Source organism: Caballeronia sp. KNU42 (assembly GCF_053760385.1).
On the sequence record NZ_CM132390.1, the window covers coordinates 560,359 to 581,486 of the forward strand.

The following is a 21,128-nucleotide window of genomic DNA, read 5'->3' on the forward strand; positions in this document are numbered from 1 at the left end:
TTTTATCGGGTTATGGTTTACCAGCATTTTTGCCAACCCATCATCCTGGTCACCTGCACCATGAGCGCACTCGAAGCCCTTCACGCGATTGTCACCGACGAAGATTCGCCCCAGATCATCCGGGATCACATTGTGGATTCGCTGCAGTTTGCATTGCGGAATCAGCCCGGGTTTTTCACGACGAAGGAAGTGCAATGGTTGGCGCAATGGGATGACACGCGCATTCCGATCGCGGCGACGAAGATTTTGAATGAAATGAACTGAACTGAACTGAGTGTTTCGCTCGCGCCGGTGGACGGGATTGGGTTTTGGTGGGGCAGGGGTTGAGGCCGGGGTGCCAGGTTCTTGCGTTAGCGGTCGGGGTCAATGCCGGGTGCCAGGTTCCTGCGTTAGCGGTCGGGGTCATTGCCGGGTTGCTGCTTTCGGGCTTGGTGGTCTGCTTGAGTGAGCTAATTTCTTTAGCACTATTAGCCACTGCGCGTGGCGGCGCGTCATTTCTTTGTCCAAAGCGACAAAGAAACGAAGCAAAGAAAGCGCTTTCAAAACGAGGGCTCGTAAGTTGACCCAGCGTGCAGTTTCCACGTTTTTGGCACCCCAAAAGCACGGTGCTCGCAAGAGCGACGGATGTTTGAACCCCTCCTTCTCGCGAATCCTGACACGAACACGCTTCGCCCCGTACGCTCTCGGGCAAGCACGCCTGCCAAGAACCCATATGGCCTCACGTGTATTTACGGCTCCATTTTTTGTAGATTGGTTTAGTAGTCTGGGCTGCTCAATAATCAGCGCTGTTATCTTCGCTGGCCACACGACCCGACGCATACCGCTATATATTTCGGTAGATTGATTGTGCGACTCGCAGGGTTATTCGTACGGTGCGCATTACCCAATCCCGGAGCTTAGTTTTTTTGCGGGTTGGCGACGTGGTTCGGGATGCGTACAAATTCGGAGAGTGGTTGTCCGCGGATAGCGCGGGGTGCACCTGTGGCAGGTTCAGTCACTGGTGGCGAAGCGTGTGGGTATCGGTGTTCGGAGAAGGAGGGGTTCACACATCCGTCGCTCTGGCGAGCACCGTGCTTTTGGGGTGCCAAAAACGCAAAACTTGCACGCTAGGTCAACTTATGAGCCCGCGTTTTGAAAGCGCTTTCTTTGCTTCGTTTCTTTGTCGCTTTGGACAAAGAAATGACGCGCCGCCACGCGCAGTGGCTAATAGTGATAAAGAAATAAGCCAACTCAAGCAGACCACTAACCCCGAAAGCATCAACCCGGCAATGACTCAGACCGCTAACGCAAGAACCTGGCACCCTCTCAGTGCAAACCCGCTTTAGCAATCACATCAAAGGTAAATGCCAACGACTTATCCGGCACGACAATACTCTCGATAAACTGCACCACGTCCAAATCCTTCACAAAACTCGCCGCCGACGACGCAGCAAGAATCGCACTACTTTCCTGCGGCTTGGCAATAAGATATCCCTGTACGTAATCCACGCCTATTTCCTTCAGCGCGCGCAGCGTATCCACATCCTCAACCCACTCCGCCACACTGCGCATTCCCAGATTGCGCGCCAACGCGACAATAGCTTCAACAATCGCGATATCAGCCGGATGCGCACACATCGTCCGAATAAACTCGCCGTCAATCTTGAGTGCATCGGCGGAAAGATCCTTGAGATATTTAAACGATGTATAGCCCGCCCCGAAATCGTCGAGTGCTATCTTGCCGCCCATCTCATGCACCCGCGCGATAAAGCGCTGTGTATTGCCAAGATCATGCAACGCGACACTCTCGGTAATCTCAAGACACAGATAAGGCACGATATGCCGAAAGCGCGCGAACAATGCAAAGACGTCTTCCATGAACTGCTCGTCATTCAGCGATCCCCCGCTGAGATTGACGCAAATGAAACGCGTATTCGTGAGCGACGCCTGATGTTTCTCGATCCACTCCAGTAACGTCGTGATCACCCATTTATCGATCGCCGCAATGTTGCCGGATTCCTCCGCCGCCACGATCACCTTCCCGGCAGGCAGCGTCGCACCATCTGGCGCACGCATGCGCAGCAGCACTTCGAAATTAAGCGACTCGGTAGGCGCGGACAGCGACATGATCGGCTGCATCACCAGGAAAAGGCCCGGAGGCAATCGATTGCGCCCCAGCGTTTCAACGAGCCTCAGTTCTTCTGCCCGCTCCTCGAACGCCGCCGCACCCTTGCGATACGTCACCATCCGCGCATTCGAACTCTTCTTGGCCTCACGGCACGCACGGTCCGCATGCGAGAGCGCGTCCTGCACACGCACGCCGTGCGAACACTCCACCAGTCCCACCGATGCCTTCACCTGGAACGCACGATTGCCGACCTGATACGGCGCATCACTCAACGCACTGATCAGGTGATGACAGCAATCGATGGCTTCGTCTATCGACATGCCACCCATCACGCAGACGAATTCGTCACCGCCAATCCGCCCGAACGGGAACCCCGCTGCGAACAACACCCGCGTGCGGGTGGCGACCTGCTTCAGGACTTCGTCGCCGGCACGATGGCCGAACAGGTCATTGACGAGCTTGAAGCGATCCAGGTCCACGTACACGAGCGCCCACGGCGTCCCTTCTTCGCTTTGTGCCGCGATCGCCTTTTCCACACCGCGCCGGTTAAGCGCCCCCGTGAGCGGATCGTGCTCAGCCAGGAACCGCAGCCGTTCGACGGCTTTCGAACGCTCGGTCACATCCTGCAGCGAGCCTTCGATCCAGCCGTTCGAGCGCGTGGCCTTGAGCAGGAAACGACGTTCGCCATTGCCGCGCGACACCGCGCCGCCCATCTCCAGTTCGCCCTCACTTCCCTTCGACGCCAGCGCCTGCAACGCACCCCAGGCGCCCGATTCGAAATAGTCGTTCCAGTGCCGCACTCTGTATTCGGTCTTTTGCAGCGAGAGCATGGATTGCAACGCGGGATTCGCGCGCACGAAGTGACCATCGCTGTCGAGCGTGAAGAGGCCAATGGGCGTCACGTCATAGGTATTGCGCAATTCCGTTTGTGCCTGCCGCCGATGCTCGCGTTCGGCGCGCATCTGCTCGGCGATCGCGAAAGCGGCCATCATGCTCGACGATAGCGCGGCCATCACCGTGCTCACGCCGCCCGAGAGCGACTTGATGCTGAACGCGGCGGCAAGCACATCAGAGAAGGTGGCGAATAAAACGATCGCAAGCGATCCAACGTACCAGAGCACGGTGCGCGAGCGGGCGAGCCAGACGATCCGCGCGAGCAAAAAGATCAGCACGCCTATGCCAATCCCGCCGAGCACCCAAAGCGCCGGGATGAAGCGCGAATAGGGCAGGATCACGGAGCACACCAGCAAGGCGATGCCGATGTATTGCCCAAGCCCCAGTAGCCAGCGATAACCCACCACCTTCAGCTCACGGCGGAACAACTGGCTGAAAAGCGCGCCCGTCAGCAGAAAGTAGGCGGCGAAGGTGAATTGACGCAGTGGCTGCAGAAAGTCCGGCGGGATCGAGCGACCGGTCCACTGCATGTCCCATCCCATCGCGTTCGCGCACAGCCGCAGGTTGCCGACCAGCCACACGGCGAAGATCACGTACGTCCACTCGCGGTTGATCAGCGCGGTGACGAACACGAATACGGCGAGCGTCAGCAGGCCGCCTCCGATCATGCCCGAGCTTTCCTGGAAGTCGAGCGCGGAAGTGCGCAGACCTTGGCCGTCCCATGCAAGCGCGCTGACCTGCGCCGGGCCGGAGAATGTGCCACGGCACACGACTTGAACCGGTTGCGCGAGATGACCAAGATGAATGGAGAAACCTGCCTTGACAGCAGTAATTTCGTTGGTGGTGCTCTGGCGGTTCGCCGTGCCGAGCGGTTGCAGCGTAGAAGCTATCCAGCAAGCGAGCGTCTGCGCGTGACGCGACGGCAGCTCCACGTAGGTGGACTGCTGCAGACTCATGTTGGGAACATCGAATGAAAACCAGACCGGCGTTTCCGCCAGTCGCGTGCTGAAACGGCCAACCTCGGCCTCGTGCCCGAGCGCCTTCAGGGCGCTGGCAGGGTCCAGCGTGCCGCGGGTATCTTGAATGACGTGCAGCGGCAACGGAACAGCTCCGTTCGATTCGAACTGATGCGGCGCCCACAGCAGGGTTGCAATCGTGCCCACCGCAATCAGCGCCGGGACGACGAAGACGGAGAAGCTGTACAGCAGCCGATCCATGAAGGAACCAGCGCGCCTGTACTTTGATCGCGAAAATAAAGCAACCGACGCCATACCCGGTGTTTCCCCTGGTTGCACTAACCCATGCCGCGCGGGCGACGACGGCCGGTCTTGGGCCGCCATCGCCTCGTTTTGTCCCGCGCCGACGTACGATCGGGCTATCGTTTTATTGTTTATTACCTGCCATAAGCAACCTGCGCAACCTGCGGAGCTTCCGGGCATCCTACCGTTTCTCGCTCGAAAGATAAATCTGCCGCCCGCAAATCGATATCAGCATGATGCGTCTGAAACACGAACTGAAATAGCGGGTGCTTCGCTTCCTCCCAGCGCTGACGCGCGACACCGACTTCGCCGGCCAGAACCCGATGCGGCAAATTGCCGACATGCGCCATCGGAATGAATTGCCGATAACCGAAAACATCCTCGAACAGCATGGCTTCATATTCCCGATCCAGCGGCGAACGCGCGGTAATCACCGTCCAGTCGATCTGCTGCTGCTCACAGTATAAAAACAATGATTTGAACAGCATCATTTTTACCACGCGGCCAATCGTCCCGCCGGCCACGCCCAGGCGAGTGGCCTCAGCGAGACGGCCACTTCTTAACCAGGCCGGCAATTCGACCGATCCCTGCACGCCGAGCGGTGCATATTCGTTGGTTTGAATACGCATGGTGCCGAGCGGCGCGCCATCGAGCTTCGATTCAGCAAGCAGAATCGCCGTACCCGGATCGCGATCACACTCTTCGACTGCCATTTTCTCCGCAAAAGACGGCAAATGGCGACCGTAGGCCACACGCCGGACCTGTACCGCTTTCTGAAGATCATGATCCGCCGATACGATGCGAATCGTGAACGGCATGGACTCGGACTTCTTTAGCGACTGTACGGCCGCGAGTTCAAACCGCTCTGCACGCTTACCGTGCTCAATATGTCCGTTCCGAAAAACGCTGCTTTGACCTGCCTGATTAAGCTGTTCCATTTGTGCTACCCCATTTTTGGCGAGAAGAAGGACGTCGCGGAGCGTTTGACTTCACGCAAACGAATCGCACGACGGATTTAGTCTCGCCCAAAGGCAATTGATGGGGTGCGCGCTAGCAAATAAATCTCTAAATAAACTTCAAAAACACCTGCATTTTCAGTGATTTTCGCGTCCGGCGAGCCTAATCATCGACGGAATTTCGTATTATGAAAAATTTCCGGCAGGTAAGATGTGTCGAGCGCGTGGAGCGGGATTCTTTTATGCCATTAACTATGCGTTAGAAATATTCCAACGTCATGTTTTCCTTGCGCTATCTCCGGCGCTGCACCGTTGGTGTGCTTATGCTTATATAACGGATTTTTTATCGCTGACTTTATATCGAGGGTGAATAGCGATGCAAGCGAAGCGGCTGGATAGACCCGTGGGGGAATGACTCGATTGCAACAAAGGTGGTCCATTAAACCGACGAATACAAGTCGCCGCAGATAACCCCTTTTGCCGATATGGCATTTCACTACGCAAGCGAAAGCAATTCGACGGCGCTGCGTGTTCGCGCTTTGGGAATTGGAAGAGAATTGCACCTGAAGCGTGACTCAACTGCCGGTTTTGCTGAATGAAGAAGCGAAGAAGCCTGGGGCAGCGGATGCAAGGCGCATCCGCCCGTTTGTGCAGGGATAAGCTCGGGCTCCTGATCGGGCGCATCCTCAGTCCTCGTCGTCGAGCCAGGGGATGTCCACGTCGGTGATGAACGCCACCATCGCGAGCGGGCGCCCTTCCTGACGGCCGATCTTGCCGTCCGCGCGTTGCCATTCACATCGGAACACGGTTGCGGGGGTGTCGGCCATCAAGGTCACGGTGCGCAATTCATCCGGGTCCGCGTCTTCCACCGGGCCATCGAGCGACACCAGCAGTTGTTGCGGCCACATGCCGTCGGCCGGATCGTAGATCTTGTCGCCGTCATGAATCACAACGAACGCTTCCACGCCGATGGTCGCCGAAGCCTCCACAATCATCTTGCCAAGCGCGCGCAGCACAGCCGTCGCGCGGCCGGAGTTGGCCTGGCGAATCGCGAGGTCGCCGCGCGTCAGCGCCTGCTCCAGCTTCGGGTTGGTTTTCTGTTGAGCCATCGGGTCGCCTCCGTAACTTGATTCACTTGTTCGACGAGCAGCGCCCGCCGGCTTGCAAGGCGCGATCGTACCATTCCTGTCCCAAATTTACCGTCCGGCAGGCCTTCCCCGGAATTTTTGGCATCCCGCAAACGCCCGCCCATCAAAGCTGCCGGCGTCAGGCCTTCGCGTGGCATGATGCCTTCGCGCTCAAGCCAACCGCCATTTGATCCGATAAGATGTCGTCCGGCCTCAAGCGTTGCCGAGCCGCGTTCCATTCGTCCCATTGTCATATTCACGCGCGCAAACCAACATCATGTTCGAACTGTTCCTGGCTCGCGTTTGTGCAGCCGCTCTGACCGGGCCGGTAAGCCGTCGTTACACACCACGGCTGACAGGGTTGCCCGCACGGTTCATGCCGTTCATCCTGCGCCCCTTTTCACTATTCGTCTCGGGACGTGTTGCACCAGCCAGCATGGCAGCGCCAACCGGCAATGCCCGTCTCCAGGCGGCGGCTCCCTGATGCGGCGCGCACTCGGTAAGCCTCGTCCGCAGGCCGCGTTCGACGGCATCGCGCTCTGTTCGCATTTCCAGCCGATCTACAGCTTGCCCCACCAGCGCCAGGTCGGTTACGAGGCCCTGTTGCGCGGCGTTGCATCCGCCGGGGGGTTGCTGGAGCCGTTCGAACTGTTCGCGAAAGCGATCGTGGAGAGCTCGACCGGGGTGCTCGATCGCCTGAGTCATGTCACCCATGTGCACAACGCGGCCAAATGGCTGCCCGGCCAGAGCTGGCTGTTCCTGAACGTGACGCCGGCAAGTTTCATCGATCCCGGCTATGCGCAGCAACTCGCCGGCATCGCGCGTGATTCGGGCATGCGGCCGGAAGAAATCGTGATCGAACTGCTGGAATCGGGCGGCAACGACGTCTGCGCGTTCGCCCACGCGACCCAGGCGTTCCGGCGTCAAGGCTTTCTCGTGGCGGTGGACGACTTCGGTGCCGGCCACTCGAACCTGGATCGGTTGCTGACCTTGCGGCCGGACATCGTGAAACTGGATCGCAGCCTCATCCACGCGCATCAGCCGGACCTGCGCGAGTCAGTGATGCCGAAGCTGGTGAGCCTGTTGCACGAGGCCGGCATGCTGGTGGTGGCCGAAGGCATCGAGACCGAGGAGGACTTGCTGCTGGCCGCGCGCTCGGGGGTGGACTTCGTGCAGGGTTTCCTGTTCGGCCAGCCAGGTCCCGGAAACTCGCCCGAGGAAGCCGCGACGCAGCAGATCGAAACCGTCTTCGATACCCTCGCTCACACGCGCCAGACCCGCGAGCTTGCCGTCGACTTGCTGCTGATGCCGTATCGGACGCGCTTTGCGGAGGCGGCCGAACGCATGTGCTCCGGCGCGTTGCCGGAGCGGGCGTGCGAGGATCTGCGGGCGCTGCCGAGCACGGTATGTTGCTTTTTCCTCGATCAGGGCGGCCGCGAATGCATCCCGATGATCGAAGGCGCCGGCGCAACCCCGATCGCTCCTCGCCTCGCGCCGCTGAGCAAGCCGTCGATCGGCCGCTGGGACAACCGGCCGTATTTCGTCGATGCCCTCGCCTATCCGCAGCGCCTGATGGTCAGTGCTCCGTACTTATCGGCGACCGGCACCGGGCTGTGCGTGACGCTGTCCATCTTCATCAACTATCGCGGCGACCCGCTCGTGTTCGGCGCGGATCTCGACTGGGAGCGTCTCGCCGCGTCGGCGACCGGGTTGCTGCCGCCTTCAGCCTAGCGTCGGGGTTGAGGCCGGAGCCGGAGCCAGTTGCGCGGACAGCGTTCGCGCAAGATACTCGCCGCCGGCTTTCAACGCTGTCACGTTGCCGGGCTCGAAGGTCCAGTGGCCCGCGGCATCGACAATGGATAGCTGCGCGCCCGGCCACACGTCGGCGAGGGCCTGCGCCTGATCGGCGGGACACACCATGTCGAAGCGGCCGTGTACGAGCACGCACGGCAAATGCGCGATCCTGCCGATACGCGGCAACAACGGCTCCGGCGGCAACTCATGCGCCATGTAGTGGTGCTCCAGCAGCGACATGGAGATCGCAGCGGCATTGGCCTCGCGGGTGGCTTCGGGGCTGGCCGGCTCTGCTTGAGTTGCGTCAGCCTGGGTCGGCTCGAGCAGCGTGGCGGTGGTTTGCGCGGCATCGGTTTGCGCCGTTATGACGGAAGCCTCGCCTTTCGATTCGTCCTTATGGGTTTGGTCAGCACCCTTCTTCGGCGCGGGTTTATTCACTACCGACAACGTCGCCTCGAAGCCCGACCACGCGCGGGCGAGCTTGATGCCGGCGTCGTCGAAACGGGCGAGCGGCACGCCGGTGAGCGCCAGGATCTCGGCGGCATTGCGCGGACGCTGGCCGCTCGCGGTCTCGATGGCATCCAGGAAGGCCCGGTGCGCATCCGGAAACACGCGCTGCACGTCCCACAGGAACCAGTCGATATCCTCCTTGCGCGCGAGAAAAATCCCGCGCAGCAAAAAACCGAGGCATCGTTCCGGATGCGTGACGCCGTAGCTGAGCGCGAGCGTCGTGCCCCACGAGCCGCCGAACAGCGCCCACTTTTCGATGCCGAGCGCGACCCGCAGCTTCTCCATATCGCCGATGAGATCGTTCGTGCCGTTGTGCTCCAGTTTCCCGAACGGCGTGGATTTGCCGCAGCCGCGCTGATCGAAGAAAACCATGCGCCACTTCGACGCATCGAGCACATTCGCCCACTTCAGGTTCATCGCGCCGCCGGGGCCGCCGTGGACGATCAGCATCACAGGGGCGTCCTTGGGCCCTTGCGCGCGCCAGTACATGGCGTGGCCATCGCCGACATCCAGCAAACCGTCCTCGAACGCAGGCGCCGGCTCGGCGGCATTGCCGTTCGTCAATTCGGCCTTCACTTCGCTGTTTGCTTCTTCCGTCATTGCAACTCCGTTAAAGAGAGACCGGCGCCTCTCTGATTGTCATTGGGCGGTTACTTCAGGGGCAGGCCCGGGACCCGAGTTTGGGACATGAACCGCCGCACAGGCTATCCTTCGGGTTTCGCACGCGGGCTCAAACGTCGGGCCGGTCACCGTACCCCAGGACGCCTTGCAACCCGCCGCACCCCTTTCGCCCCATTTTTACCACGTCCATTTCTTAATGCATCGAACCTTCGTCAAGTGGCTATTCGCGACCTACCTGCTTGGCAGCGGCACAGTGTGGTCGGTCCTGATTCTGCCTTTGTTTCCGTTCGTCGGCCGCGGCGGCCGTTATTGGCTCGCCAAGCAATGGTGCCGCGCAATGATCTGGATGATGCGCGCGATCACGGGCGTATCGTGTTCGGTCGAAGGGCTGGAGAACCTGCCGGACGAACCGTTCATCATGCTGTGCCGGCATGAGTCGACATGGGAAACACTCGCGTTCATGGCGCTGTTTCCGCGCCGCATCAGCTTCGTATTCAAGAGCGACCTCAAGCGCATTCCGTTCTTCGGCTGGGTGTTGAAGGGCCTGGATATGGTGAGCCTGGATCGCGGTTCGCCCCGCCAGGCACATCAGGCCGTCACGCGCGAATGCGCGGAAAAGCTCGCGCTCGGCGATGTGGTGGTGATCTTTCCGGAAGGCACGCGGGTCGCGCACGATGCGCCGCTCAAGCTGGCGTCAGGTGGCGTGAGGCTCGCGTGTTCCACGCAAGTGCCTGCGGTCCCGGTCGTGCATAACGCCGGCAAGTACTGGCCGGCAAAAGGCTGGCCCGATCAGCCCGGGCATATCCGCGTGATCGTGCTTCCGGCGCTGCCCGCCGATTGTGTGGTGCCGCAAGAGTTGAACAGGCTGGCGCAGGAACGGATGGAAAAGGAACTGGCGCGGCTGGCTTGAGTCTGCACCCGAGCACGGCTACGTGCTCTAACCCTTGGTCAGAAGCGGCTCGGTGCGTTGGTAGGTCAAAACATCAGAACGGCCGGCGGCGCTTCGCGGCGCATAGCCGCTCCACCGCCGACAACAGCGCTTCGGTCTCGACGGGCTTCTGTAAATAGCCGTCGTAGTGAACGAAAGCCGGCGGGTGCGGATGACCCGAGATCATCAGGAAGGGAATGTGGGCCAGGGCCGAGTTGGTCTTCATCGTCTGGCATAACAGAGCGCCGCCGAGCCCCGGCATCATCCAGTCCGACACCACGATATCCACGCTGTGCTCGCCCAATAGCGCAAGCGCACCGTTGCCGTCGAATGCGGCCAGCACCGTGCAGTCTGCCGACTGCATGCACAGGGTCCATGCTTCGAGGGTGGCGGGGTCGTCGTCGACGAGCAATACGGTTCTCATCTTGCTGGCGGCTTTGATGGTCGTCCTGAGGATTGAAGCGTTGCGGAATCAGACAGCACAAGGCGGACTTTGGTTGCACGCAAATTCTGTTGCGCTTGCTTACAGCATGGTTGTTTGCAGCGCTCGTGCGCTGCTCGTGATCTTCCGTTTTTATCCTGCTTTTCAAGGCTGCCTTGCGCTTGCCTTGACTGCTGACTGAAGCAGGCCTGGCCCACTTATATAGCTTTTATCGCACGTATGCTAATGGGGTTTTGCCGGTACCGCATTAACGGTAACAAGTGCCTGCGGCAAGCTTCCCTACGCGCTATTTCATACCGATACGAACCGCCTCGCGCTGCCTTCCGGCTTCCCGGATCGCATCGATCAAACTATCGAGCGCAGGCGAGCGGGCGCGGTCATGGCGCAGTATCAGGCCGATGGGTTCATCGGCGCCGGCAAAGGGCATCGGCAAGCGGGCCAGCAGCTTCAATTCGATGTCGTGTTCCACCACGCTCGAGGGCACGAACCAAACCGCATCGTTGTGCAATGCAAGAGCGCGCCCAAGCGACACCGACAAGGTTTCAATCAGCGAACTCAGCGCCTGCGCGCCGAACGCCGTCAACACGCTTTCAGCGGACTGCCGGATCAGCGTCCCAAATGGCGGCACGACCACCGGAAAGCGGGCAAGCACCGACGCCGTGATATTGCTTTCATGCACGAGCGGATGATCGTGACGTACAACGACCGTCAACGGCTCACGATACAACTGCTCGAAGGTCATGCCCTGCATGCCTTCCGGTTCGGACAGGCGGCCGATGACCAGGTCGGTATCGGCGGATTTCAGGCGTTCGAGCAACTGCGAGTTCGACCCGGTCCATACCCGCACGGAGACATCCGGCCAGTGCGCCCGGAACGCGGCAAGCGTGGGCGGCAGCAACGCAGGCGCGACGGTCGGCAAGACGCCTAGCGCGACCGTGCCGGGCAGGTCGACGCCGTGTCGAGACAGTTCATCCACCCCCTCACGCAAAGCCCCTACGCAGGCTGCAGCGTGCGGCGCGAACAATCTGCCCTCGCGGGTCGGCGCGGCGCCACGGCGGCCCCGTTCGAACAAGCGCACGCCCAGGATGGCTTCCAGCTCGCCTATCGTTTTCGATACCGCCGGCTGCGTGATCGACAGGCTGTCAGCGGCGCGCTGCACGCTGCCGAATTGCGTCACTGCCAGGAAGCACTGCAGATGCCGGAACTTGATCCGGCCGCTGGTCAGGTTCGCAATCGGCGCGAGGGGCTGGTTCGGCTTACTCCGCGTGTTCGACGCCGCAGGGACGGACGGCATAGGGTCTTTAGCCATGACGTTTGGTTATGTCTGAATGCATAAAACATCATTTTCCATAACTTCGTCACTTAGATAAAGTGTTGATTCATATTTTAAAAGTCGGAGACAAAAAAGTGACTTCCCCCGAGACTTCCCCCTCCCTCATCCTGAGCCCGCGCGACTGGGATTCCCATCCCCCTTATCGCCATGCAGGCTACACGTCGTCGGTGTTGCGCAGCCCATCACGCCCGTTGATTCCGCTAAAAGAGAACCTGAGAGACCGGCGCGTGCCGGTGTATGGCGCCGATGATCTCGGCAAGCTCGATCATGACCTGACGCGCAACGCCGCAAAGAATGGCGAGCCGCTGGGCGAACGCATCATTGTGACGGGCCGCGTGCTCGATGAAGGCGGCCGGCCGGTGCGCAATACGCTGGTCGAGATCTGGCAGGCGAATGCAGCGGGGCGATATGTTCACAAAGCCGACCAGCACGCGGCGCCGCTCGATCCGAATTTCCTGGGCGCCGGCCGTTGCCTGACTGACAACGAGGGGCGGTACCGCTTTCTTACGATCAAGCCGGGCGCGTATCCGTGGGGTAATCATCCGAACGCGTGGCGTCCCAATCACATCCACTTCTCGTTGTTCGGCGACTACTTCGGCTCGCGTCTCGTCACGCAAATGTATTTCCCTGGCGACCCGCTGCTCGACCTCGATCCGATCTTCCAGGGCACGCCGGAACATGCGCGCAACCGGATGATCTCGCGCTTTTCCATCGATACGACCGAGGAAGGCTATGCGCTCGGTTATGAATTCGACATCGTGCTGCGCGGCGCGAACCAGACCCCGACGGAGGCTTGAACATGACCACGTATAAACAAACCCCGTCGCAAACGGTCGGACCGTATTTCGCTTATGGCCTGTGTCCCGAGCAATACAACTTCGACCTGAAGAGCTTGTTCACGCCGTCGATTGCGGATCGGGAGTCAGTGGGACAGCACATCAGCATCGTGGGGCAGGTATTCGACGGTGCAGAGAAAGTGGTGGGCGATGCCGTGATCGAAATGGTTCAGGCCGATTCCACCGGCCGCTATGTGAGCACGCCGGCCGAGGCGCGCAAGTCGGGCTTTCGCGGTTTTGCGCGAGTGGGCACGGGGACCGATCCGGAGTTGCGCTTCGTCGTGGACACGGTCAAGCCGGGGAGCACCGGGGGCGATTCGGCGCCGCATGTCGATGTGATCGTGTTGATGCGCGGCATGTTGCTGCACGCCTATACGCGCATCTATTTCGACGATGAAGCCAAGGCCAACGCGCGCGATGACGTCCTCGCGCTGGTGCCTGCGGAACGCCGCGGCACGCTGGTCGCCAAACGGGAAGCAGGCACGTCGAATACGATTTATCGCTTCGATATTCATCTGCAAGGACCGAAGGAAACGGTTTTCTTCGATCTTTGAGCGATTGCTGGCAGGCAAGCCGAGCGTCCGGCGGGATGGTTTATGATGTCGGACGCTCGAACCTGCCTGTGATTCCCTATGAAAGACGCTCAGTCCGCCAGTCCGCTGTACCTCAAACTTTTCGCCGAAACCGCGCAGATCGAATGGTCTGAACTGCAGCGGTTTTTCGCGCGTGGCGTGTTGCTGAAAGTGGCACGCGATATCGATCTGGTGAGTGTCGCCGAAGCCGTTGCCAGTGATGATACGAAGCAGGTCACCGCGTGGTTGTCGGCGGGGTTGCTTGAACGCGTCGAACCCGCTGTGGCTGAGGATCTTGCTGCGCGCAATCCCGAACTGTGGGCCGTGGTGGTGTCGCCGTGGGTGTGTGTGCAGGAGCGTGGGTGAGAGGTTCCCCGCCACGCGCAGTGGCTAATAGTGATAAAGAAAATAGCTCTCTCACGCAGACCACTAACCTTGAAAGCAGCAACCCGGCAACAACCCCGACCGCTACCGCACGAACCAGGCACCTCAGCACCACCCCCGACCCCGACCACCCCCAAAGTGCGAACGAACCTCACCGCCTCATATAAGCCAAAAGATTCGCCCGCGTCACCGCGGCCTCGCCCTCGAGCCATTGCGCAAACTCCTGCAAAACCGGCGAAGGCGCCGGCCGCTCCGGATAGATCAGGTAATACGAAGCCCCGCTCGGCACACAAAGCGAAAACGGCGTGATGATCCGCTGCGCCCGCAAGTCCTCTTCGATCAGCGACAAATCCCCAATCGTCACGCCCAAACCCTGCATGGCAGACGAAATGGCGAGATCGAGCGTATCGAAGTGCTGCGCTTTCAATGACGGCAATCCCTTATATCCATACGCTTCCAGCCACCTGATCCAGTCCCGCCGGTCACGCGTGGGATGCAACAAGGTCTGATCGGCAAGATCATCGGGCGTAGCCGCTGCAGCGCCAACCGGCCGCTCCTTCCACAAGCCCGGCGCGCATACCGGCGTCAGCACTTCATCGAACAGATGATGCGAACTCACGCCCTTTAACGTCGGTTGTCCGAACACGATTGCGGCATCGAACTGCTCGGCGTTGAACTCCACCCCGTGCGACACCGCCGCCGTCACCTCGATCGCGAGCTCCGGCCGCTCATTCTGCAACCGGATCACGCGCGGCAAAATCCACCGCATCGCGCAGGTGGGACATTTCACCCGCAACGTGCCGGACTGCGCGCCGCTACGCTCAAGCGCCTCCGTGATCTGCGTCAGCGCCTGCTGCAAGGGCGCGAGCAGCATTGCGCCGTTGGGCGTCAGCGCCAGGCCGCGCGGCTGGCGCACGAACAACGCATAACCCAAATGCGCCTCCAGCCCGGAAATCTGCCGGCTGACCGCGCCTTGCGTGATGTTGAGAACATCGGCGGCACGGGTAAAGTTCAGACGCTGCGCCACGATAGCGAAGGTTTTAAGCACATCCAGGGACGGCAGCGGTTTCATTGTCAGATCTCTTAAGGCATGAACTGGGTTCATGGCTAGTATGACAAACTTTCGATTGTCCGCGCTTTATTGCTGCTGTCGAATGACAATCGATACTCGATTACCTGAATTCAGTCCTCCGGAGACAACCACCGTGAAAAGTGCCTGGACACCCGCATCGAAGCTGCCAAATGTTGGCACGACCATCTTTACCGTGATTGGCCAGCTCGCCGAAGAACATCAGGCGCTGAATCTCTCGCAAGGCGCACCGAATTTCGCGTGCGATCCGAAGCTGGTGGACAACGCGGCGCAAGCCATGCGCGCCGGGCATAACCAGTACGCACCCATGTCAGGCGTGCCCGCGCTGCGCGAAGCCCTCGCGCTGAAAACGCAGCAGCTCTACGGCGGCACTTACGACCCGGGCAGCGAAATCACCGTGGTGGCAAGCGCCAGCGAAGGCTTGTACGCGTCGATCAGCGCGCTCGTGCATCCCGGCGACGAAGTGATCTACTTCGAACCGTCATTCGACAGCTACGGTCCCATCGTGCAATTGCAGGGCGCAACGCCAATCCCGATCAAGCTCTCGCCGGTGGATTTTCATATCGACTGGGACGAAGTGGCCGCAGCCATCACGACGCGCACGCGGATGATCATCATCAACTCGCCGCACAATCCGTCCGGCAGCGCGTTCTCCGATGAAGACATCAACCGCCTCACGGCGTTGACACGCGATTCGAAGATCATCGTGCTGTCCGATGAAGTGTATGAACACGTCGTGTTCGACGGTGCGCTGCATCACAGCATGGCGCGTTATCCGGCGCTGGCCGAGCGCAGCGTGATCGTGTCGTCGTTCGGCAAGTCGTATCACGTGACCGGCTGGCGCGTCGGTTTCACGCTCGCCCCGGCCGAGCTGACCAACGAAATCCGGAAGGTCCATCAGTTCATGACCTTCGCCGCCGATACCCCCATGCAGATCGCATTCGCACAAGCACTCGGCGACGCATCGAGCTATCTCGGACTCGGCGAGTTCTATCAGAAGAAACGCGATCTGCTTGCCAAAGCACTGGCTGGTTCACGCTTCGAACTCTTGCCGAGCGCGGGCAGCTTCTTCATGCTGGCGCGTTTCGGCGCGTTCTCCGATGAATCGGACAGCGACTTCGTGCTGCGCCTGATCCGCGAAACCCGTGTCGCGACCATTCCGTTGTCGGCGTTCTACACAGACGGCACGGACAACCGCATCATCCGTCTGAGCTTCGCCAAGGACGACGACACGCTGCGCGAAGGCGCTCGCCGGTTGTGCGAGGTTTAGTGCTGGTTTGAACTCCATTCAACTTCAACCAATAGAGACGCTCCATGAATAAAACCGCTCACGCATTGACAGCCGCCCTGCTGCTGGCCGCCTCCGTATGCACCACCGCCGCATACGCGGCCGAGTCCGACACCTTGCGCTACGGCGTGGAAGCGCAATATCCGCCGTTTGAATCGAAGGCGGCATCGGGTGAATTACAGGGACTGGATATCGATGTCGGCAACGCGGTGTGCGCCACGGCCAAGATGAAATGCGTGTGGATCGAAACCTCGTTCGACGGTTTGATCCCGGCCCTGCAAGGCCGCAAGTTCGACGCCATCAATTCGGCGATGAACGCGACCGATCAGCGCCGCCAGGCTATCGACTTCACGACGGTGGTGTATCGCGTACCGACGCAACTGATCGCGAAAACGGGTAGCGGGCTCGAGCCGACGCCGGCGTCGCTGAAGGGCAAGAACATTGGCGTATTGCAGGGTTCGATCCAGGAAAGTTTCGCCAAGGCGCACTGGGCGAATGCGGGCGTGAACGTCGTGCCATACCAGGATCAGAACCAGGCTTATACGGACCTGAAAGCCGGCCGTCTCGACGGCACGCTGGTCCTCTCGGCCGCCGGGCAATCGGGCTTCCTGTCCAAGCCGGACGGCGCAGGGTACAGCTTTGTTGGGGTTCCGGTCAGCGACGACAAGATCCTCGGCAGCGGCATCGCTTTCGGTATCCGCAAGGACGACGCCGCGCTGAAGCAGCGCCTGAACACGGCGATTGCGAAGCTGAAGGCGGACGGAACAATTGCGAAATTCGCGAAGAAGTATCTTGGCGACATCGACGTATCGGCTAAATGAAATTGGCCTGAAGCAAGGGATATCCGAAGTCGACGGAAGCGCCGTAAAAGATTGATAGCCGGATGAAAGCCGCAGCCTGATCAGCGGGGTTTTTTGAACGCTGGCACACTGCGGCCTTCGTTGTTGGCACAATCGGCCGCTGCGTTTCATGGTGCGGCCGCTTTACCCGGATATCCCATGAGCACTGCGCCTGCCGCATCGCCCGCGCCCTCCCCGCCGCCGCCGTTGAAAGGCGGCCAACTGGTTCTCGCGACCCTTGCCGTGGCGCTCGCCACGTTCATGAACGTGCTCGATTCATCGATCGCGAACGTCGCCATCCCGACCATTTCCGGCAATCTTGGCGTATCCGTCGATGAAGGCACGTGGGTGGTGACCGTATTCGCCGCGGCCAATGCGGTGTCCATTCCGCTGACCGGCTGGCTGACCCAGCGCGTGGGGCAAATCAAACTGTTTGTCGGCGCGATTTTATTGTTCGTTATTTCTTCGTGGCTGTGCGGGCTTGCACCAACCCTGCCGATATTGCTGGCCGCACGGGTCTTGCAAGGCGCCGTGGCCGGACCGCTGATTCCCTTGTCGCAAGCTATCTTGCTCGGGTCGTATCCTAAGCAGAAAGCGTCAATGGCGCTGTCCCTCTGGGCGATGACCGCGACCGTCGGGCCGATTGCCGGACCGGCACTAGGCGGCTGGATTACCGACAGCTATAGCTGGTCGTGGATCTTCTATATCAACATTCCCGTCGGCTTGTTCGCTGCCAGCGTCACGTGGTTTATCTACCGCAAACGTGAATCGGCCACGCGCAAAGCGCCTATAGACGGGATCGGACTCATGTTGCTGGTTGCCTGGGTGGCATCGCTGCAGATCATGCTCGACAAGGGACGCGATCTCGACTGGTTTTCATCGCCGCTGATCGTGTGGCTCGGGATCATTGCCATGATCGCCTTTGCGCTTTTCGTGGTCTGGGAATTGACCGAGGCGAATCCTGTGGTTGATCTCCGGCTGTTCGCCGGGCGCAATTTCTTTGGTGGAACAGTGGCCATTTCGGTGGCTTATGGGGTGTTCTTCGGCAACCTTGTTTTATTGCCGCAATGGATGCAGCAGTATTTGAATTACCGTTCCGTCGACGCCGGGCTGGTGACCGCGCCATTGGGTATTTTTGCGGTGCTTCTCGCGCCGGTCATGGGACGCGTCTTACCCCGCACCGACGCCCGCGTTGTGGCGACCCTGGCGTTTATCGGCTTCGCCATTGTCTTTTACATGCGCTCCAAGTATGTGATTCAGATCGATACCTGGCACCTGGTCTTGCCGACGCTTTTGCAGGGCATTCCCATGGCGCTGTTCTTCGTGCCGCTGACGTCGATTATCTTGTCGGGCTTGCCGCCGTCGAAGATTCCCGCGGCGGCGGGGTTATCGAATTTCGCGCGGGTATTTTGCGGGGCGGTCGGGACGTCGCTGGCAGGTAATGAGTGGACGAACCGGATCGCCCTGCATCATGAGCGGCTGACCGAACTGGCCAATGTCAATAACCCGATGTTTTTGCAGTCGCTGCAGGCGTCGCAGGGAGCGTTGAATGTCAACGAAGCGCAAGCGCGCGGTTTATTCGATTTCACCGTGAATACCCAAGCCGCGATGATGGGGCTGAACGATATCTTCTTCGCTTCCGCCGTGATTTTCATCCTGATCATTCCGTTGATCTGGATTACGAAACGCGCGAAAGGCGGCGGGGGCGGCGCGGCGGCGGGGGCACATTGAGGTTTGCAGGCGCCCAGGTTTGGTCCGACCCGAGAGCCTGCGGAAAACCCACCCCTACCCCTTCCTGAACGTAATATGCGAAACCCTTCGCACCATCAGCACCGCCGATAACGCCGCGACCGCGGTCAGCGCCACGCCAATGTGAATCGACTGCACGAGCACCTCGCGGGCGCTTTCGATCATGGCCGGACCATCCAGCCCGGCCGGCGCGAGATCGGCCAGCAACTTTGCCCGCAAGGCGGAATCGATCAGGATCCGCGGATCGCTAAACCTCGGCAGCCACGCAATACTCGCCGGCTCTCCAAGTACTCGCAGCGTGCGCGTAATCACGTCCCGGTAATGATGCTGCACGATCACCGCGACCACGCTCGTCCCGAGCATCCCGCCCACCATTCGAGTGGACTGGAGCAGCGCCGTGGTAATGCCGAAGCGCTCACGTCCGGCAATCTCCTGCCCGAATACATTCAGGTTATTCAGCACGAAGCCCAGGCCAATACCAATGCCCGCCATCGGAATTTCGATCCAGATATGCGGCGTGGAAGCGTCGGCAAACGCCAGCGCAATACATGCGAATAGCAGCAACGTAAACCCAATCGACAAAATGAAAGTAGGCTTGCGCAAATGAATCACAATGCGCGTGTTGATAAAACTGCCGATAGCAATAAACATCGCAATTGGCGTAGCCAGCAATCCAGCCTGCTGCGGCGATAAACCAAAACCGCCCTGCAGCAAAAGCGGCGCAAAAAAGATCAGCGAAAACATCACGAAACCGGAGAGCATCGACAACGTGAATAACGTAACAAGCTGCGGGTCCTTGAAGAGGTCGAGCGGAATGATCGGATGCGTCGCGCGACGCTCGCAGATCAGCAACGCGACCGCGCCGCCTGCCACGCATGCAGCCAGCACCACATTGCCTACGGTCAGCCCGCTCTTCGGCACGGCTTCAATGAACGCCTGCAATCCGCCCAGCACCAGCGCAACCAGCACCGCACCCAGCCAGTCGATTTTCACCGCACCCTCGCGCGGCCGGCGAAAATTCGGCAAATGCGCCCAGATGAAATAGAACGCGGCGATACCGACCGGCAGGTTGATCAGGAAGGTCGAGCGCCAGCCCCAATGCTCGCTCATCCAGCCGCCCAGCGATGGCCCCGCAGCGGTTCCTATCCCATACGACGCCGCCATCACCACCTGCCAGCGCACCCGCAAACGCGGATCGGGAAAGAGATCGGGAATCGACGCGAACGCCGTGCCGACCATCATCCCGCCACCCACGCCCTGCAAACCGCGCGCGATGACGAGAAACAGCATGTCGTTGGCCACGCCGCACAGGACGGACGCCAACGTGAACGTGATCACCGCGGCAATCACGAAGCGCTTGCGGCCGAAATAATCGCCGAGCCGGCCGAATACCGGCACCGTCACCACCGACGCCAGCAAATACGCGCTCGCGATCCACGCGTAATACTCGAAACCATGCAATTCCGCGACGATCGACGGCAACGCGGTACTCACCACCGTCTGGTCAAGCGCGACCAGCATGTTGACGAGACCAATGCCGAGCATCGCAAGAAGCGCGTTACGGAAAGGCAGTGGTGAGGCGGATTCGGGATTGGCAGGCGAGGCAGACTGAGTAGCGGTTTCAGACACGGGCGGGAGGCTAGGAGAGTAAAAATAGAGGGAATCTATACAAACGATACAAACATCACGCCCCGGATTGTATGACGTCATTATTTCATCCGGTTGGTCAGGATCGCAGGTGTGTCGATAAAAGCGGAACATTTATCGGATAAATACTGTCGTACATTTGTAAGCCGGCCAATCGGGCGCGAGCGTTTTTATCGATTAAAAATCGTCTTTTGCATTTCTACCGCTGAAGGAGAACCGTATGTTCAAACGAATCGTCGTGGCTATTGACGGCAGCCGCACCTCGCGTCGCGCGTTCGAATCCGCGCTCGAACTCGCCGTTACGCACGGCGCGGTGCTGCAGCCCTATTACGTGGTCGAAAACGCACCGGTGTACTACGACGTGCCGGGCTACGACCCCTCCATCCTGCGCGACGAGCTCGCCAACCAGGGCGCCAAACTCGCCGGCGAAGCGAACGCCGAGATGAAACAGCGCGGCGTGCAAGGCGCCGTGGTGATTGCCGAGGGTTCATCGGTCGATGATGTCGCAGAGATGGTGCTCGCCGCCGCCACCGCATTCAACGCGGACCTGCTCGTGATGGGCACGCACGGCCGCAAGGGTTTCCAGCGGCTGATCCTCGGCAGTGTCGCGGAAAGGTGCCTGCGCCAGGCAACGCTGCCCGTACTGCTGATTCCCTCAGCCTCCGGGGCCGGCGCCGCGCCTGGATCGAAGGTGTAAGAACGTCGAGGGGCCTGGGGGTGGCCAGACGACCGCGTTCTCACGCGACGTTTTG

Annotated in this window: 19 protein-coding genes; 11 read left to right on the forward strand and 8 right to left on the reverse strand. The window is 60.1% G+C overall.

What is annotated here, in order from left to right; all coding sequences use genetic code 11:
- Positions 1-60: 60 nt before the first annotated feature.
- Positions 61-264 (forward strand): hypothetical protein, encoded by a 204-nt coding sequence (locus tag ACSOSP_RS33915; protein ID WP_031357208.1) that lies wholly within the window; start codon positions 61-63, stop codon positions 262-264.
- Between the two features lie 1,041 nt (positions 265-1,305).
- Here the strand turns inward: ACSOSP_RS33915 and ACSOSP_RS33920 are convergent.
- From ACSOSP_RS33920 to ACSOSP_RS33930, 3 genes are all read right to left on the reverse strand, one after another.
- Complete coding sequence (locus tag ACSOSP_RS33920) at positions 1,306-4,272, reverse strand: EAL domain-containing protein (protein WP_455315024.1); 2,967 nt, start codon at positions 4,270-4,272, stop codon at positions 1,306-1,308.
- A 122-nt stretch (positions 4,273-4,394) separates the two neighbouring features.
- Positions 4,395-5,078 (reverse strand): N-acyl amino acid synthase FeeM domain-containing protein, encoded by a 684-nt coding sequence (locus ACSOSP_RS33925; RefSeq protein ID WP_455315025.1) that lies wholly within the window; start codon positions 5,076-5,078, stop codon positions 4,395-4,397.
- A gap of 824 nt (positions 5,079-5,902) precedes the next feature.
- Positions 5,903-6,325 carry a hypothetical protein gene (locus tag ACSOSP_RS33930; protein WP_031357205.1) on the reverse strand — a complete coding sequence of 141 codons (423 nt, stop codon included), beginning with the start codon at positions 6,323-6,325 and terminating at the stop codon, positions 5,903-5,905.
- A 295-nt stretch (positions 6,326-6,620) separates the two neighbouring features.
- Here ACSOSP_RS33930 and ACSOSP_RS33935 point away from each other — a divergent pair, with 295 nt between their 5' ends.
- Positions 6,621-6,827 (forward strand): hypothetical protein, encoded by a 207-nt coding sequence (locus ACSOSP_RS33935; RefSeq protein ID WP_455315026.1) that lies wholly within the window; start codon positions 6,621-6,623, stop codon positions 6,825-6,827.
- Positions 6,827-8,074, forward strand: a complete 1,248-nt coding sequence (locus tag ACSOSP_RS33940; protein WP_455315027.1) for an EAL domain-containing protein — start codon at positions 6,827-6,829, stop codon at positions 8,072-8,074. The genes ACSOSP_RS33935 and ACSOSP_RS33940 overlap by 1 nt, the downstream gene beginning before the upstream one ends.
- Here the strand turns inward: ACSOSP_RS33940 and ACSOSP_RS33945 are convergent.
- Positions 8,066-9,247, reverse strand: coding sequence for an alpha/beta fold hydrolase (locus tag ACSOSP_RS33945; protein ID WP_455315028.1), 1,182 nt, complete (start codon positions 9,245-9,247; stop codon positions 8,066-8,068). The genes ACSOSP_RS33940 and ACSOSP_RS33945 overlap by 9 nt on opposite strands.
- A 217-nt stretch (positions 9,248-9,464) precedes the next feature.
- Between ACSOSP_RS33945 and ACSOSP_RS33950 the strand changes: the two genes are divergently transcribed.
- The gene (locus tag ACSOSP_RS33950) at positions 9,465-10,178 is read left to right on the forward strand and encodes a lysophospholipid acyltransferase family protein (RefSeq protein WP_455315029.1); all 714 of its coding nucleotides are present in this window, start codon (positions 9,465-9,467) and stop codon (positions 10,176-10,178) included.
- Between the two features lie 73 nt (positions 10,179-10,251).
- On the opposite strand, the gene ACSOSP_RS33955 is transcribed toward ACSOSP_RS33950, so the two are convergent.
- Positions 10,252-10,620, reverse strand: coding sequence for a response regulator (locus ACSOSP_RS33955; protein WP_455315030.1), 369 nt, complete (start codon positions 10,618-10,620; stop codon positions 10,252-10,254).
- Positions 10,621-10,924: 304 nt separating this feature from the next.
- Positions 10,925-11,947, reverse strand: coding sequence for a pca operon transcription factor PcaQ (gene pcaQ / locus ACSOSP_RS33960; protein WP_455315031.1), 1,023 nt, complete (start codon positions 11,945-11,947; stop codon positions 10,925-10,927).
- 98 nt (positions 11,948-12,045) lie between these two features.
- Between pcaQ and pcaH the strand changes: the two genes are divergently transcribed.
- The 3 genes from pcaH (at position 12,046) to ACSOSP_RS33975 (ending at position 13,745) form a co-directional block, all read left to right on the forward strand.
- Positions 12,046-12,768: a protocatechuate 3,4-dioxygenase subunit beta gene (gene pcaH / locus ACSOSP_RS33965; RefSeq protein WP_455315032.1), complete on the forward strand. Its 723-nt coding sequence runs from the start codon at positions 12,046-12,048 to the stop codon at positions 12,766-12,768.
- A gap of 2 nt (positions 12,769-12,770) precedes the next feature.
- Positions 12,771-13,361 (forward strand): protocatechuate 3,4-dioxygenase subunit alpha, encoded by a 591-nt coding sequence (gene pcaG / locus ACSOSP_RS33970; RefSeq protein ID WP_455315033.1) that lies wholly within the window; start codon positions 12,771-12,773, stop codon positions 13,359-13,361.
- 78 nt (positions 13,362-13,439) lie between these two features.
- Positions 13,440-13,745, forward strand: coding sequence for a DUF2288 domain-containing protein (locus ACSOSP_RS33975; protein WP_455315034.1), 306 nt, complete (start codon positions 13,440-13,442; stop codon positions 13,743-13,745).
- 169 nt (positions 13,746-13,914) lie between these two features.
- Here the strand turns inward: ACSOSP_RS33975 and ACSOSP_RS33980 are convergent, their stop codons facing one another.
- Positions 13,915-14,835: a LysR substrate-binding domain-containing protein gene (locus ACSOSP_RS33980; protein ID WP_455315035.1), complete on the reverse strand. Its 921-nt coding sequence runs from the start codon at positions 14,833-14,835 to the stop codon at positions 13,915-13,917.
- Positions 14,836-14,968: 133 nt separating this feature from the next.
- On the opposite strand from ACSOSP_RS33980, the gene ACSOSP_RS33985 reads away from it, so the two are divergent.
- The 3 genes from ACSOSP_RS33985 to ACSOSP_RS33995 all read left to right on the forward strand — a co-directional run bounded on the left by ACSOSP_RS33985 (position 14,969) and on the right by ACSOSP_RS33995 (position 18,711).
- Entirely contained in the window at positions 14,969-16,123 is a 1,155-nt protein-coding gene (locus tag ACSOSP_RS33985) for a methionine aminotransferase (protein WP_455315036.1), read from the forward strand.
- 44 nt (positions 16,124-16,167) lie between these two features.
- Entirely contained in the window at positions 16,168-16,962 is a 795-nt protein-coding gene (locus tag ACSOSP_RS33990; protein ID WP_455315037.1) for an ABC transporter substrate-binding protein, read from the forward strand.
- A 177-nt stretch (positions 16,963-17,139) separates the two neighbouring features.
- Complete coding sequence (locus tag ACSOSP_RS33995) at positions 17,140-18,711, forward strand: DHA2 family efflux MFS transporter permease subunit (protein WP_455315038.1); 1,572 nt, start codon at positions 17,140-17,142, stop codon at positions 18,709-18,711.
- A 54-nt stretch (positions 18,712-18,765) separates the two neighbouring features.
- On the opposite strand, the gene ACSOSP_RS34000 is transcribed toward ACSOSP_RS33995, so the two are convergent.
- A complete protein-coding gene (locus ACSOSP_RS34000; RefSeq protein WP_455315412.1) occupies positions 18,766-20,274 on the reverse strand; it encodes an MFS transporter in 1,509 nt (502 codons plus the stop codon).
- A 322-nt stretch (positions 20,275-20,596) separates the two neighbouring features.
- Between ACSOSP_RS34000 and ACSOSP_RS34005 the strand changes: the two genes are divergently transcribed.
- Positions 20,597-21,073: a universal stress protein gene (locus ACSOSP_RS34005; RefSeq protein ID WP_455315039.1), complete on the forward strand. Its 477-nt coding sequence runs from the start codon at positions 20,597-20,599 to the stop codon at positions 21,071-21,073.
- The last annotated feature ends 55 nt before the right edge of the window (positions 21,074-21,128 follow it).